Genomic DNA, 14308 nt, shown 5'->3' with positions numbered 1-14308 from the left:
AAGCAAGGACAGAAAGTCATGGGTCTTTATGGTAAAGATCGCCAGACCGCACATTTTCTTATATATAGATAGTTCTGCCTTTTTTACTTCCTAACTTTTAACAATGATATGATTCAAACCCAATCAAAGGATCATTGTGAAGAAATACCTGTTTTTTTATATCATCACCTCACTTTTTCTTTTTGCAAATACTACATCACCGCCGAAATCCAAGGGTCTCAAAGCAGACTTGGTGACAGTAGTAAAATCTCAAAGAAAGATGTACCTTTCATGTAAAGGTAAGATCTTAAAAAAATATGACATTGCTTTAGGCGGTAACCCTGTAGGACATAAGAGAGTAAGAGGTGACCAAAAGACGCCTGAGGGCAAATATAAACTTGATTATTTCAAACCAAACAGCTCTTTTTATAAAGCTTTGCATATCTCATACCCAAATAGAAAAGATCATCAACATGCAAGGAAATTGGGTAAAAGTCCCGGAGGGTCGATCATGATCCATGGACAACCAAATAACAGAGAAATCAAAAAGTCATTTTTCCAACGCTATAATGATTGGACTGCAGGATGTATCGCTTTGGAAAATGATGAGATGGATGAAGTTTTACATCTTGTGAATGTGGGAACCCCGATCCACATTAAGCCTTGAGTTTTTCATCTGCTTATTGACTATGATGAACAGGAGAGGCAGATATTTTTGTGTGCTTCTGGTGTCTCCTCTGCGAAACGTTCGAATTCCGGCAGTTCGTCATAAGGGTGCGCTGCGATATAGAGCAGTGTCTCTACCATAGAAAAATCACCTTTTTGCGCAAGCTCTATCGCTTCCTGGAGCATATAGTTTTTCAAAACATACTTTGGATTGGTCTTTAGCATCGCTTGTTGGCGTTCATTTTGTGAGCGTGTCTCTTTAGCCAAACGTGCATCATAGAGGGTAAGCCAGCTGTCAAGTGGTATTGGATTCATAGCGAGTTCAAAGATGGGCATCCTGTCACCGTCATAACGGCTCAGGGTCCGAAAGAAAAGCGTATAGTCCACGTAAGCATCTTGCAGTGTGCCCACTAGATCAGTGATGAGTTCGACATCCTCATCCAGCTTCAAAGCCAGTCCCAGTTTTTCACGCATGACATCGATATAGGCATCAGGGTAGAGGAAGTTACCAAAATCATCGAGTTTCTTCTGCATTCTATTTTGATCAATGATCGGAGTAAGTGCCTTGGAGAGCATAGTGAGGTTCCAGTAGGAGACATTGGGTTGGTCACCGTAGCTGTATCGGCCTGCTTTATCGGTCTTATTACAAACAAATCCGTAGTCAAAATCATCCAGCATGGCATACGGTCCATAGTCGATGGTGAGACCTGCGATGGACATGTTGTCTGTATTCATCACGCCATGGTTAAAGCCTATCCCCTGCCACTGTGCGATCAGCTTTGCCGTACGCTCTACGACCTCGCAAAAGAATTTATAATAGCGGTCTTCATCCTCCTGCAGATGTGGGTAGGATTCGGTGATAACATACTCGGCGAGGGCCTTGAGCTTGTCATACTCTTTAAAGTAGTAAAAGTATTCAAACGTACCAAAACGCACCCAACTTGGTGACATGCGCATCACGATGGCCCCGCGTTCTATCTGGTTTCGTAAGATCTTCGTTTGTGACCCGATGATGCCAAGTGCCCTTGTGGTGGGAATGCCTAGATGGTGCATCGCTTCGCTCATCAGGTATTCGCGTATGGAAGAGGGGATGGCTGCACGGCCGTCTGAACTGCGTGAGTAGAGTGTCTCTCCGCTACCTTTGGTCTGGAGGTGCCAGCCGTTGATGCTTCCCAGGTTGATAGCCCTTCCGTCTCCCAGACGCGGTGCGTAATTGCCGAACTGATGTCCTGCATAGCACATGGAAAAGGTACGTGCCCCTTTGGGGATGAAAGTACCGTTGAGCAGTGCTATAAAGCGGGGATCATCTTTCACACTGTCATCAAGGTCTATCAGTGTTGCCGCCTTGGGATTGAAGCTGATCAGGTAAGGATCATCCAGCGGTGTGGGCTCGGTCAAGTCGTAAAATTCGCTATCGAGTGAAAGATACGGGGTTTCAAAATTAAGGTTATCAAGTGTCATACAGAGGTTTTACAGTGGTTATCCTTAAGATATGATAAGCTTTTACCAAGATGTATAGGGTCTTTCAACCAAATTCGCATTAAAATACCGTACATCCTCCGTCACCTCTTTCGTTACCCACTCGGGCAGGGGAAACGCTTCATCTTCGCTCTTGAGCTCTATTTCGGCGATCATGAGACCTTTGTTGGATCCCTCAAAGATATCCACCTCCCATGTATGGCCCTCATACTCTACAAGATAGCGTGTTTTTTCTACATGTGAGGCGTGGCAGAGGTTTGTGAGCATCTCTTCTGCATCGTTCAGGGAGATGGGGTACTCGAACTCTAACCGTGTGGCCCCCTGGCTTTTGCCTTTGATGGTAAGAAAGGCCTCTTGACCACGAACACGAATGCGCACGGTGGTATGGTCTATCGTCTGGATGTAGCCCTGTTTGATGGTGTAACCGTTTTGCAGCGTGGGTAGTTTGGTTTCGTCTATGAGGAATTTGCGTTCTATTTCTACACCCATGATGTGCCTTTTGCAGTAAAATATAAGTCATATAGTGTACACTATCACAAATAAATCTTAGGAATAAATATGAACGTATCAGTAGAGTATCTTGGCGATAAAAAATTTAAAGCGAACACCATAAAGTCTTCTTTCACTTTAGACTGTAAAGAGATTACACCTGTGGAGTATTTTGCAACAGGGATCATAGGGTGTACAGGGATAGACCTTGTGATGATGGCTGAGAAGGATGGTTTTGAAGTAACGAACTACTCTGTAAAAGCAGAGATAGAGAGAACAGACTCCGTACCTATGAAATTTGCATCGATGCATATCATTTACGAGTTTGATGGAGCGTTCGATGCAACGAAAGCGAAGCGTTATATAGGTGCTTCTTTGGAGAGTTACTGTACAACGGTGAACTCTATCCGTGATTCGGTAAAGGTGAGCTATACGATCATCCAAAATGGTGAGAAGATCGCTGACAAAGAAGAACTTATTTCTATGAGTGTACCGCTTGAAGATGGATTTGGCGGAGCCTGCTGCTCGTAGGCTTTAAAGCTCCTCTATCTTAGAGAGGAGCTTTGAAATACTTTTGGCCTTTTGTTTCTTTCCATCCACTTTTGCTACAGGCTGCTTCTTGCACTGTTTGCACATACTGATACATGACTTCACTGTGACCGTATCATCTGGAAATGCCTTTATCAGTTTCTTCTGAAGCTTATTGACTTTCGAGAATTTTTTACATAGTTGTATCTTCATAATTTACTATAGCATATTTTTTCTCCTTCAGATACTTTTTACTCTTAGGGGAGTATCATAATGTTAGATTATAGACTGAAAGGACATAGTATGAATCCGGTAGAGCAAGATATAGAAAGAAGAAAAGGTGAGATCGTAGCAGAAGTGAATGCACTTTTTCATGCCAATATGAAGTTTACTGACTGGGATGTACCTGAAGCCGATAATGCATTGGCAGCAAAACTGATCCTGGAGACCATGCAAGAGGCATTGGATGGGTTGAAGGCAAAATCGGATGCGGGTGAGTTCAAATAATATAGAGAGTGATCTCATTCTCTCCTGTTCACAGAGGAGAGAAGATCTTAGATCAGTCCAAGTTCTGCCATCAGTGCTTTGATCGTAGGTGAAAGTTCACTGAGTTCCTGCATGAAAGTACCTGAAGCCATATCTTCCCTGTACCACTCTTCGATACGTTTCATCGAGTCACTTTTCTCTTCTTCGCTCAGTGTTTGAGATTTATCAATGGTATCTTTGATCTTTTCTAAATGCTTTAAATTGGTATCGCTCATTTTCTATCCTTTTTGTAGATCTTGTTTAATTATTATAGAACGATAATACTTTCAAACATCTATGATACGACCTAATACACATTTCGTTATAATGCCAACCTAATTTCCCACATATGGATAGATACATGATACAACTTACAAACCTCTCTAAAAGCTTTGGGGGACAAACCCTTTTTAAAGATGTCAATCTCAAACTTTCACCCGGACAGAAGATCGGACTTGTCGGACGTAACGGGTCTGGTAAATCGACGCTTTTCAAGATCATCCTTGGTGAAGAGAGTTATGATTCCGGAGATGTGAGTATCCCTAAGAACTATATGATAGGTACACTTAAACAACATCTTGTATTCACAGAAAAGACAGTTCGTGAAGAGTGTGCACTTGTACTTCCTGAAGATGAACAGTGGAACTTTTACAAGATAGAAAAACTGCTTTTTGGACTGGGTTTTTCGGCAGAAGACCTTGAGAAAGACCCTTTGAGTTTTTCCGGAGGGTACCAGATACGTATCAATCTTGTAAAACTTTTGGCAACAGAACCGAATATGCTGTTACTCGATGAGCCTACCAACTACCTTGACCTTCCTTCTCTACGCTGGCTAAAAGGGTTCATTAAAGAGTTTGAGGGAGAAGTGATACTCATCACGCACGACCGTGACTTTATGGATGCTGTGACGACCCATACGATGGGTATACAGCGTAAAGGACTTCGTTTGGTACAGGGCGACACGCATAAATACTATGCGACACTTGAAATGGAAGATGAAACCTATGAAAAAACGAAGGCAAACCAGGATAAAAAGCGAAAAGAGCTCGAAGAGTTTGTAGCGAGAAACAAGGCCAGAGCATCTACTGCGGCACTGGCACAGTCCAAGCAAAAAGAACTCGACAAAATGGATGAGATGGAAGATCTGCAGAATGATGCGACGTTATCATTTAACTTCAAATATAAAGAGACCCCCGCAAAAATTGTTTTACGTGCAGAAGATCTGGGCTTTGGGTACAACCCTGAAGCACCCCTTTTTCAAGGTGTTACTTTTGCTCTGGAGAAGGGTAAACGTCTGGCAATTATCGGTAAGAACGGTAAGGGTAAGTCAACGCTGCTGAACTACATTGCAGGAGAACTGCCGCTCCAACAGGGGAAGCTTGATTTTCATCCTTCTACCACGTTCGCGCACTTTGGACAGACCAACATTGAAAGACTGAATGTCTCATCAACGATCATTGATGAGATCGCTTCGGTCAATAAAGATATAGGGATACCCGAATCACGCAGTATCGCCGGGCGTATGATGTTCTCTGGTGACCTTGCGGATAAAAAGATAGAGGTGCTTTCAGGGGGAGAGCGCAGCCGTGTCATGCTGGGAAAGATCATCGCAACCCCTGCAAATCTTCTCTTTCTTGATGAGCCTACAAACCACCTGGATATGCAGTCCATCGATGCTCTGGCAGATGCCATAGATGCCTTTGAAGGTTCTCTCATCATGGTCACGCACTCGGAAATGCTTTTAAGAAGATTGGCTGATGCGCTGATTATCTTTCATAAAGGCGGGGCAGAGTATTTTGAAGGTACCTATGATGAATTTTTGGAAAAGATAGGCTGGGAAGAGGAAGAAGGGGCTGCGCCTAAAAAGAAAAAACCCAAGATTAACCATAAAGAACGAAAAAAACTGCGTAAAGCTGTGACACAGGAACGTAATGAACTGCGTAAACCTTATACCAAAGAGATCAAGCTTTGTGAAGAAAAGATCGAGGCGCTTGAAGCAGAACTTGAGATGAAAAATGCAGCGCTTGAAAAAGCATCAAACACTGCTGACAACGATGCCATAATGGAACTTTCACGTGAGGCAGGCCTTATACAGCAGGAAGTGGACGCACTCTTCGAACGTTTGGAGATCGCTACGGAAAAAGATGAGGAGATCGTGGCGGAGTATGAGCTCAAACTTGAGGAGATTGATGCTTAGCATCCGGTTTTATTTGTTTTTTAGATTTCCTTAATAATCGAACAGTGGTGANGTATGAGCTCAAACTTGAGGAGATTGATGCTTAGCATCCGGTTTTATTTGTTTTTTAGATTTCCTTAATAATCGAACAGTGGTGATGTTACCCTCTTCATTTTTTTAGAAAAAACGAAGCAAAAAAGCGTCGTGACTCTCGAATCGCTTCGCTTTCAAGGTCGTTCGCACGACAATATTTTATTAATATATGGACTAGCGTCACTTACTGATTGTCTTTATTTGGAAATTCTGTTAATCACACAAAGTGTGCTTTGTCACTGTGAACACCTTTGTAAGCATAGCGATTTGAGAACAGTGACGACTTTTGTTACTTTTCTAGAAAAGTAAAGGGGAGAGAAATCCTCAAGTTCAATTTTGAGGGAGTTTTTTAGATGAAGGAAATAAATTCTCCACAAGAGTTTTTATAAACTCTTATGCGGGTCTTCGTGGCTGTGGTCCCAGGTGAGTTTTCCTCCGCCTAACAGGTGGAAATGTAAGTGGAATACCTCTTGTCCTCCGTCTGGACCATTGTTCGTAATGAGTCTGTATCCTGATTCATCTATACCGACTTTAGTCGCGACTTCTTGTGCAAATTCGGTGAGTCCTGCCATGGTCTCCGGTGTAACATCCTGAAAACAATCTACATGTGTTTTCGGGATGATGAGAATATGGATTGGTGCCTTAGGGTAGAGGTCATGAAATGCTAAAAAGTGTTCACTCTCATGAACAGTATTGTTGGGAATTTCTTTGTTTACGATTTTGCAGAATATGCACATGCCGTGGTCCTTTGATCGGTTGATTTTTTCTTTTTTTTCTTATCATATCCACTTGTGTATACCCCTGTCAAGCAAGGCTGTATTTATAGTGAATCTAAGTTTCATAGGTGTAAAGTATAGCACAGATAAGTAGTAATAAATCCCATTGTTAGTAATTTTTAGATAAAATCACAACAATACACAGAAGTCATATAGAGGTTAAATGGAAAATTTAGAAGAGAAGATCATTCAGGCGGATTCACTTGAAGCATTAGAAAAAGTACGTGTTGAGCTTTTCGGTAAGAAGGGTGTTTTGGCAGCAGAGTTTGCCAAGATGAAAGATGTACCCGGTCCGGAAAAAAAAGCATTTGCAGAAGGACTGAACAAAAGTAAAGCCGCATTGCAAGCAAGTTTTGATGCACGTTACGAAGTACTGAAATCTGAAGAGATAGAAAAGGTACTAAAAAGTGAAGCGATAGATGTTTCACTCTATGGCACACTGGCACAAAAAGGTGCACTGCACCCGGTAATGGAGACGATGGATAAGATCATTGACTATTTTGTGGCGTTGAACTTTGCTGTGGAAAGCGGACCGATGGTAGAGGATGACTTCCATAACTTTGAAGCCCTTAACCTCCCTAAATACCACCCTGCACGCGATATGCAGGATACATTCTATTTTAAGGATGGCGGACTTTTACGTACACATACCTCTCCTGTACAGATACGTACGATGATGGAGACCAAACCGCCTATCCGTATGATCGCTCCGGGAAGTGTGTTTAGACGTGATTATGACTTGACCCATACACCGATGTTCCATCAGGTTGAAGGTCTTGTGGTAGATGATAAAGGCAAAGTGAGTTTTGCGAACCTCAAGTCCATATTGACGGATTTCCTACAGTATATGTTCGGGGATGTTGACGTGCGTTTTAGACCTAGTTTCTTCCCGTTTACCGAGCCTTCTGCTGAAGTGGACATCTCTTGTATCTTCTGTGCCGGTGAGGGATGTAGGGTCTGTTCTCACACAGGATGGCTGGAAGTACTTGGATGCGGAATCGTTGATCCGAATGTCTTTAAAGCAGTAGGATACGAAGATGTGAGTGGCTATGCCTTTGGCTTAGGTGTAGAGCGTTTTGCAATGCTTATGCATAAAATACCTGATCTGAGATCTTTGTTTGAAGGTGATATTCGTTTGTTGGAGCAGTTTAGATGATAGTAACAAGAAGTTGGTTAAATGAATTTATAGACCTTAGCGGTGTCTCTAATGAAAAGCTTTATGAAACGTTTAACTCTATAGGACTTGAAGTAGACAGTCTTACACAAATAGAGATCGCGGAAAAAGTGGTCATAGGAAAGATCCTTTCTTGTGAAAAACATCCCGATGCAGATAAACTGAATGTATGTAAAATAGATGTGGGAAGCGGTACAAGACAGATCGTCTGTGGTGCTGCTAATGTGGTGGATGCAGAGTATGTGGCAGTAGCGACCATAGGTGCTGTACTTCCTGGTGACTTTGCTATCAAACATGCGAAACTCCGTGGTGTTGAGAGTGAAGGAATGGTGTGTGCCTCTTCTGAACTTGGACTACCTGATACAGGTAAAGGGATCATGATACTCGATGACAGTATCGGTGAACTTGAAGTGGGTAAAGAGTTACGTACTTATGAGAAGATCGCAGACACGATCATCGAGCTTGAACTTACAGCCAACAGAGGTGACTGTCTGAGCATTTATGGTGTGGCAAGAGACTTGAGTACGGCACTCGACATTGATCTGAAACCTTTTGAGTATAAACAAGAAGAGAAGATAAAACTCGGTATCGCCAGAGAAGCAGAGCTTCACCATTCAGGTGAAATGGATGCAGACCTGCATTATAAACTTGCTACGATAGAACAGATATCAAATAGTTTTATTGTACAGTTGCGTTTAGCCATGATAGGGGTAGAAGCCGAAGGAAAACTTGCAAGTATGCTGGCATATGCAACACATACCACAGGTGTAGTGCTACGTGCATATAACAGTAAAATATTCCGTAATGATGAAAATAAGATCTCTGTGCATACAGTAGCAAAAGCAAAAGGTATTATAGAGATCATCGGAAATGAGAAAGTGCTTTCCGTTGTGGGTGTGCAGCAGGAAGAAGCGTGTACAGCCAATGATAATACAAAAGAGCTTTTGATAGAAGCAAGCTACATCAACCCTGATACTTTGGTTGAGGCAGTTGCAACTACTTCTTTGAAAACGGATGAACTCTATTACAAGACATCCAGAGGTTCCAACCCTGATCTTCAATTCGGGCTATCGTTCCTTGCCTCTATGATGGACAATTATACAGATATCTCCTGTTATGAAGGTTCATTGATCGTAAGTGCGGAAAAAGAACATGAAACCGTGATTGTTGATGCAAACGAGATCTCCGCTATCATCGGTATGGATCTTGAAATGGGAAGGATCGTATCGATACTTCAAAAACTTGGATTTGAGATCAATTCTATGGGGCATGACCTGGTTGCTGCAGTGGTACCTCATTTTAGACATGATATTAAACATTTACAGGATATTGCAGAAGAGATTGTACGTATCGTAGGTATCAATAACATAGAAGCCAAACCTTTTGTATTTGCTGAACAACCGCGTCTTAATGCGACAAGTGATAGATATAAGACAAAAAAAGCGTTTAAGAACCGTGCAGTGGGTGTCTCCTTCTATGAGAATGTCTCGTATGTATTTTCTCAAAGAGCGCTTTTGGAAAAATATGGTTTTGCGACGGTAGATGAAGCACTGGAACTCGCAAACCCTATCGCAGAAGAGCTCAATACATTGAGATCTACAATATTGGTCAATTTGCTTAATGCAGTGAAGCGCAATGTAAGTTACAGTAAAAAATCGATCCCTCTGTTTGAAATAGGTGCAGTGTTTGGAAGTAAAAGAGAACAAAAAGAGGTGATTTCTTTTGTCTTCTCGGGACAGGTTGAAGGTGAGAATGTAAGAAATGCCGGTAAACCGCAGATGATCGACTTTGCTTCTTTTACACAAAAAGTAGGTGCAGTGGTCGGTGCGTTTGAACTGGTACCTTGTACGTATGAAAATGGGCTGATCCACCCGTATCAGTCTGCCAATATCATTGTAGACGGTAAAGTGTGCGGATTCATTTCAAAGCTGCATCCGACAGTACAGGAAAGCTTTGATATCCCTGTGACATTCATCGCAGAACTTGATTTTGATGTGTTGTTACCGACACATATCAATGCGACACCTGTCTCTAAGTTCCAAGGCGTTTATAAAGACCTCTCTGTAGTGATCGATAAATCTTTGAACTACTATGAAGTGGCTCAAGTACTGAATGCACTGGAACTTCCAATGCTTAAAGATAGCTATCCTGTAGATATCTATGAAGATGAGAAGTTGGGTGATAAGAAAAGTCTTACAGTACGTTTCTTCATCCAATCTATGGACAGAACACTTGAAGATAGTGATATAGAAGCAGTGATGGGTCAGGTCATGACTGCACTTGAGACAGAATGTAAAGCGGAATTGAGATAAAGATGAAAATACAGTTAGCTTCTAGTTACGGTTTTTGTTTTGGTGTGAAAAGAGCTATCGAGATAGCTGAAGCACATAGAGGATCTGTGACGTACGGGCCTCTGATCCATAACAAAGATGAGATCAATAGACTCAAAGAAGGGTTTAACATCGGTCTTGCTGAACGTCTTGAAGATATCGAAACGAATGATGCTGTGGTGATCCGTACACATGGTATCCCAAAAAACGAATTGGCTGTGTTAAAAAGTCAAGACCATAAAGTGATAGATGCAACATGCCCTTATGTAACCACCCCGCAAAATATTGTACAAAAGATGAGTGTAGAGGGGTATAGCATCGTGATCTTTGGTGATAAGGATCATCCGGAGATCAAAGGTGTAGTGAGTTATGCCGAAGATCCGGAAGATGCGTTTATCGTACTAGAACCTGAAGAGTTGGAATCACTTCCTTTGAAAGGGAAGGTTGCCGTGGTTTCTCAAACCACAAAAAAACCTGAAGATTTCGCAAAGATCGTGACAGCCTTGCTGGAAACACGTAAAGAGGTAAGGGTCTTTAATACGATCTGTACTGCAACATTTGAAAACCAGGACGCAGCAGCGGAACTGGCTAAAAAAGCTGATGTGATGATCGTCATTGGAGGCAAACACTCTTCCAATACCAAACAGCTGCATAGTATCTGTGAGCGTCACTGTAAAGACAGCTACCTCATAGAGAATGAACAAGAGCTTGAAGCTAGTTGGTTTGATGGGAAGGAACTTTGTGGTATCTCTGCCGGTGCTTCTACACCTGACTGGATCGTACAAAATGTGATCAACAAGATACAAGAGATGAAAAAGGTAGATGAGGTTATATGAACACACTGACACTCAAACCCATTTCCAAAATAGAAGGGGAGGTCAATCTTCCGGGATCTAAAAGCCTTTCAAACAGGGCTTTACTGCTTGCATCATTGGCAGAGGGGACCACAAGGATCACCAATCTTTTAGAGAGTGATGATACAAGACATATGCTCAATGCACTCAAACAGCTTGGTATCGACTATACCCTTTCAGAAGATAAAACAGAGTGTACCGTGATCGGTAATGCAGGGGCGATACACAGTGCCAATCTGCAGGAACTCTTCCTAGGGAATGCAGGTACAGCGATGCGGCCGCTTTGTGCGGCACTCTGTCTTGGTACAGGTTCTTATCTGCTTACGGGAGAACCTCGAATGAAAGAGAGACCTATAGGACATTTGGTCGATGCTTTGAGAGAAGCAGGTGCAACGATCAGTTATCAGGAAAATGAAGGATACCCGCCTCTGCTGATAGAAGCCAATGGACTCTCCGGCGGTGATGTGAAGATCGATGGTGCTATCTCAAGTCAGTTCCTCACAGCACTTTTGCTTGCTGCACCTCTGGCAAAAGAGGATATGACGATCTCCATTATCGGAGAGCTGGTCTCTAAACCCTACATTGATATCACACTGCATATTATGAAAGTGTTTGGGGTAGAGGTCGAGAATGACAATTATCAGACCTTTAAAGTCAAAAGTGGACAAACCTATCAAGCTGTAGAGACGTTTATGGTAGAGGGGGATGCTTCTTCTGCTTCTTATTTTTTAGCGGCTGCTGCGATCAAAGGCGGTACAGTCAAAGTCACAGGTATCGGGAAAAAGAGTATTCAGGGAGATGTGCAATTCGTTGATGTACTTGAAAAAATGGGCGCTATCGTAGAGTGGGGTGATGATTATGTAGCGGTAAGCAGGGGAGAACTGCATCCTATAGATATGGATTTCAACCATATACCTGATGCTGCTATGACCATAGCCACAACAGCACTTTTTGCAGAAGGCACTACGACACTTAGAAATATCTATAACTGGCGTGTAAAAGAGACAGATAGACTCTTTGCCATGGCAACTGAACTGCGCAAGGTCGGAGCGGAAGTAGAAGAGGGGGAAGACTACTTAAAGATCACCCCACCTAAACAACTTAAACATGCAGCGATTGATACATATGATGATCATAGAATGGCCATGTGTTTCTCTCTTTTAGCACTCGACCCGGTCTCTGTGACCATCAACGAACCTGAATGTACTGCTAAAACTTTCCCTACATATTTTAAAGTACTAGAGAGTATTTCTTCTTAAAAATACTTAAAAAAATAGTATTATAAGCATATTAAAGTCACAGGCTACATCGGCAAATAGCCACTATTGGTCTGCTATTCATATAGCTTGTGATACTTTCTCCTATAAGCCATATTTATGGTTAAAATAGTATAATAACGCAAAATTAGGCACACATAAGGATAGGTATGAAGTTCGAAGATATCGAAATAGAAGATGTAGATTTTGAGGCGATGCTTGAGGAATCGTTTAAAAAGTCAGAGTCAAAAAGTGATTTAGTTACAGGTACAGTTGTTAAGATAGATGAAAAAGATAATATATCAGTTGTTGATATCGGTGGCGGCAGAGATGCAACACTTGCACTTGATGAACTAAGAGATGAAGAGGGTAACCTTGCATTTAACGTAGGTGACACAATTGATGTTGTGAACTTGGGAAGAGGCCGTATTTCTCATAAAGCGGCATTAAGCAGAGCAGCACTCAATGAATTTATCGCTGAGTATGATGAAGACCAAGAGTATATCATCGAAGGTGTGATAACAAAGACAAACAAAGGTGGTTATGTTGTGGACTGTGATGGTCTAGAATTCTTCATGCCACGTACACTCTCTTACCTCTCTTCAAAAGTGGATCCAACAGGTAAAAAAGTAAAAGCAGTTATCGTTAAAGTAGACAAAGATAAAGGTTCAGTTGTTGTTTCTAGAAAAGAGTTGATTGAGCGTGACAAAGCAAAAACGGATGAGATCGTTGCTGAACTTCTTGAGAAAAAAGAACCGGTAGTCGGTACAATTAAGAAAATTACTTCTTATGGTATGTTTGTAGATGTAGGTGGTATTGACGGTCTTGTTCACTACTCACAGATCTCTCATAAAGGTCCAGTGAACCCATCTAAATATTTCTCTGAAGGTGACCAAGTCAATGTGATCGCTTTAGACTATGATAAAAAGAAAAGACATCTTTCACTCTCTATTAAAGATGCAAATCCTGATCCTTGGGCTGATATTGATTCTATCATCGGTGTGGGTGATACAGTCACAGCTACAGTTTCTAACATTGAACCTTATGGTGTATTTGTTGATCTTGGTGAAGATCTTGAAGCATTCCTTCATGTATCTGAGATCTCTTGGGATAAAAATGTGAAGCACCCGAAAGATTACCTTGAACTTAATTCAGAGATCAATGTTGAAGTGATCGAGATCGATAAAGAGGGTAGAAGATTAAGAGTGAGCCTTAAAAATCTTCTACCAAAACCTATGGATGCATTTACAGCTGAACACAAAGTGGGTGATGTAGTGACTGGTACAGTAACATCGATCACTGATTTTGGTGCATTCGTAAAAGTGGGTACAGTCGAAGGTCTTCTTCACAATCAAGAAATTTCTTGGGACAAAGCAAAGAATGCAAAATCTGAACTTAAAGTCGGTGACGAAGTTGAAGTGAAGATCATTAAAATTGACAGAGATGCAGGTAAGATCTCATTGAGTAAAAAAGCACTGGAAGATTCACCGGTCAAAGCATTTGCTCAAACGCATAAAAATGGATCTATCGTAACAGGAACTGTTAAAGATAAAAAAGATTTCGGTGTATTTATTTCACTTGAAGACAATATTGATGCATTGATCAGAACAGAAGATCTTCATCCGCTTAAATTTGACGAGATTGAAAAAGGTCAGGAGATCAAAGGTGTGATCAGCTTTATTGATCCTAACAATGATAGAATCAGAGTTTCTGTAAAAAGACTTGAGCGTCAAGAAGAGAGAGATGCAATGGAACAGCTTAATTTAGAGCAAGATGACAGCATGACTCTTGGTGATGCTTTTGGTGATAAGTTTAAAAAATAATTCTTAGAATAAAGCTTTAAATTCTCAAAAGAAGGGAGTGTGTACTTAAACACATTTCTTTCTTTTTGATTCCTAATATTGAGTTGCCTTTAGTAGGTGGTTCATACGATTCATCGTATCCTCACGTACTTTATGGTACTTTAATTTCACAAAAATAAAG

At 41.5% G+C, this 14308-nt stretch carries 14 protein-coding genes; 9 read left to right on the top strand and 5 right to left on the bottom strand.

The window, feature by feature from the left end; all coding sequences use genetic code 11:
- Positions 1-136: 136 nt before the first annotated feature.
- Positions 137-646: a L,D-transpeptidase family protein gene (locus PF327_RS10690; protein ID WP_289402559.1), complete on the top strand. Its 510-nt coding sequence runs from the start codon at positions 137-139 to the stop codon at positions 644-646.
- Between the two features lie 20 nt (positions 647-666).
- On the opposite strand, the gene PF327_RS10685 is transcribed toward PF327_RS10690, so the two are convergent.
- Positions 667-2106 carry a protein adenylyltransferase SelO gene (locus tag PF327_RS10685; protein WP_289402558.1) on the bottom strand — a complete coding sequence of 480 codons (1440 nt, stop codon included), beginning with the start codon at positions 2104-2106 and terminating at the stop codon, positions 667-669.
- Between the two features lie 42 nt (positions 2107-2148).
- Positions 2149-2613: a CYTH domain-containing protein gene (locus PF327_RS10680; RefSeq protein ID WP_289402556.1), complete on the bottom strand. Its 465-nt coding sequence runs from the start codon at positions 2611-2613 to the stop codon at positions 2149-2151.
- 69 nt (positions 2614-2682) lie between these two features.
- Here PF327_RS10680 and PF327_RS10675 point away from each other — a divergent pair, with 69 nt between their 5' ends.
- Complete coding sequence (locus PF327_RS10675) at positions 2683-3144, top strand: OsmC family protein (protein ID WP_289402555.1); 462 nt, start codon at positions 2683-2685, stop codon at positions 3142-3144.
- Between the two features lie 3 nt (positions 3145-3147).
- On the opposite strand, the gene PF327_RS10670 is transcribed toward PF327_RS10675, so the two are convergent.
- Positions 3148-3354, bottom strand: a complete 207-nt coding sequence (locus PF327_RS10670) for a DUF1450 domain-containing protein (protein WP_289402553.1) — start codon at positions 3352-3354, stop codon at positions 3148-3150.
- A gap of 90 nt (positions 3355-3444) precedes the next feature.
- Here PF327_RS10670 and PF327_RS10665 point away from each other — a divergent pair, with 90 nt between their 5' ends.
- Entirely contained in the window at positions 3445-3648 is a 204-nt protein-coding gene (locus tag PF327_RS10665) for a hypothetical protein (RefSeq protein WP_289402552.1), read from the top strand.
- Between the two features lie 47 nt (positions 3649-3695).
- Here the strand turns inward: PF327_RS10665 and PF327_RS10660 are convergent, their stop codons facing one another.
- A complete protein-coding gene (locus PF327_RS10660; RefSeq protein WP_008241679.1) occupies positions 3696-3902 on the bottom strand; it encodes a hypothetical protein in 207 nt (68 codons plus the stop codon).
- A 125-nt stretch (positions 3903-4027) separates the two neighbouring features.
- Here PF327_RS10660 and PF327_RS10655 point away from each other — a divergent pair, with 125 nt between their 5' ends.
- Positions 4028-5863, top strand: coding sequence for an ABC-F family ATP-binding cassette domain-containing protein (locus PF327_RS10655; RefSeq protein ID WP_289402551.1), 1836 nt, complete (start codon positions 4028-4030; stop codon positions 5861-5863).
- Positions 5864-6318: 455 nt separating this feature from the next.
- Here PF327_RS10655 and PF327_RS10650 read toward each other — a convergent pair whose 3' ends face one another.
- Complete coding sequence (locus PF327_RS10650; protein ID WP_008241681.1) at positions 6319-6672, bottom strand: histidine triad nucleotide-binding protein; 354 nt, start codon at positions 6670-6672, stop codon at positions 6319-6321.
- A gap of 202 nt (positions 6673-6874) precedes the next feature.
- On the opposite strand from PF327_RS10650, the gene pheS reads away from it, so the two are divergent.
- The 5 genes from pheS to PF327_RS10625 all read left to right on the top strand — a co-directional run bounded on the left by pheS (position 6875) and on the right by PF327_RS10625 (position 14148).
- The gene (pheS, locus tag PF327_RS10645; protein ID WP_008241684.1) at positions 6875-7867 is read left to right on the top strand and encodes a phenylalanine--tRNA ligase subunit alpha; all 993 of its coding nucleotides are present in this window, start codon (positions 6875-6877) and stop codon (positions 7865-7867) included.
- Positions 7864-10197, top strand: coding sequence for a phenylalanine--tRNA ligase subunit beta (gene pheT, locus PF327_RS10640; RefSeq protein WP_289402550.1), 2334 nt, complete (start codon positions 7864-7866; stop codon positions 10195-10197). The genes pheS and pheT overlap by 4 nt, the downstream gene beginning before the upstream one ends.
- A gap of 2 nt (positions 10198-10199) precedes the next feature.
- The gene (locus PF327_RS10635; RefSeq protein WP_008241688.1) at positions 10200-11051 is read left to right on the top strand and encodes a 4-hydroxy-3-methylbut-2-enyl diphosphate reductase; all 852 of its coding nucleotides are present in this window, start codon (positions 10200-10202) and stop codon (positions 11049-11051) included.
- Positions 11048-12328: a 3-phosphoshikimate 1-carboxyvinyltransferase gene (aroA, locus tag PF327_RS10630; RefSeq protein WP_289402549.1), complete on the top strand. Its 1281-nt coding sequence runs from the start codon at positions 11048-11050 to the stop codon at positions 12326-12328. The genes PF327_RS10635 and aroA overlap by 4 nt, the downstream gene beginning before the upstream one ends.
- 167 nt (positions 12329-12495) lie before the next feature.
- Positions 12496-14148, top strand: coding sequence for a 30S ribosomal protein S1 (locus tag PF327_RS10625; protein WP_289402548.1), 1653 nt, complete (start codon positions 12496-12498; stop codon positions 14146-14148).
- The last annotated feature ends 160 nt before the right edge of the window (positions 14149-14308 follow it).

This window comes from Sulfurovum xiamenensis (genome assembly GCF_030347995.1).
Classification (GTDB): Bacteria; Campylobacterota; Campylobacteria; order Campylobacterales; family Sulfurovaceae; genus Sulfurovum; species Sulfurovum xiamenensis.
The sequence above is the reverse complement of the archived record's forward strand: the minus strand, read 5'-3'. Positions and strand labels throughout refer to the sequence as shown.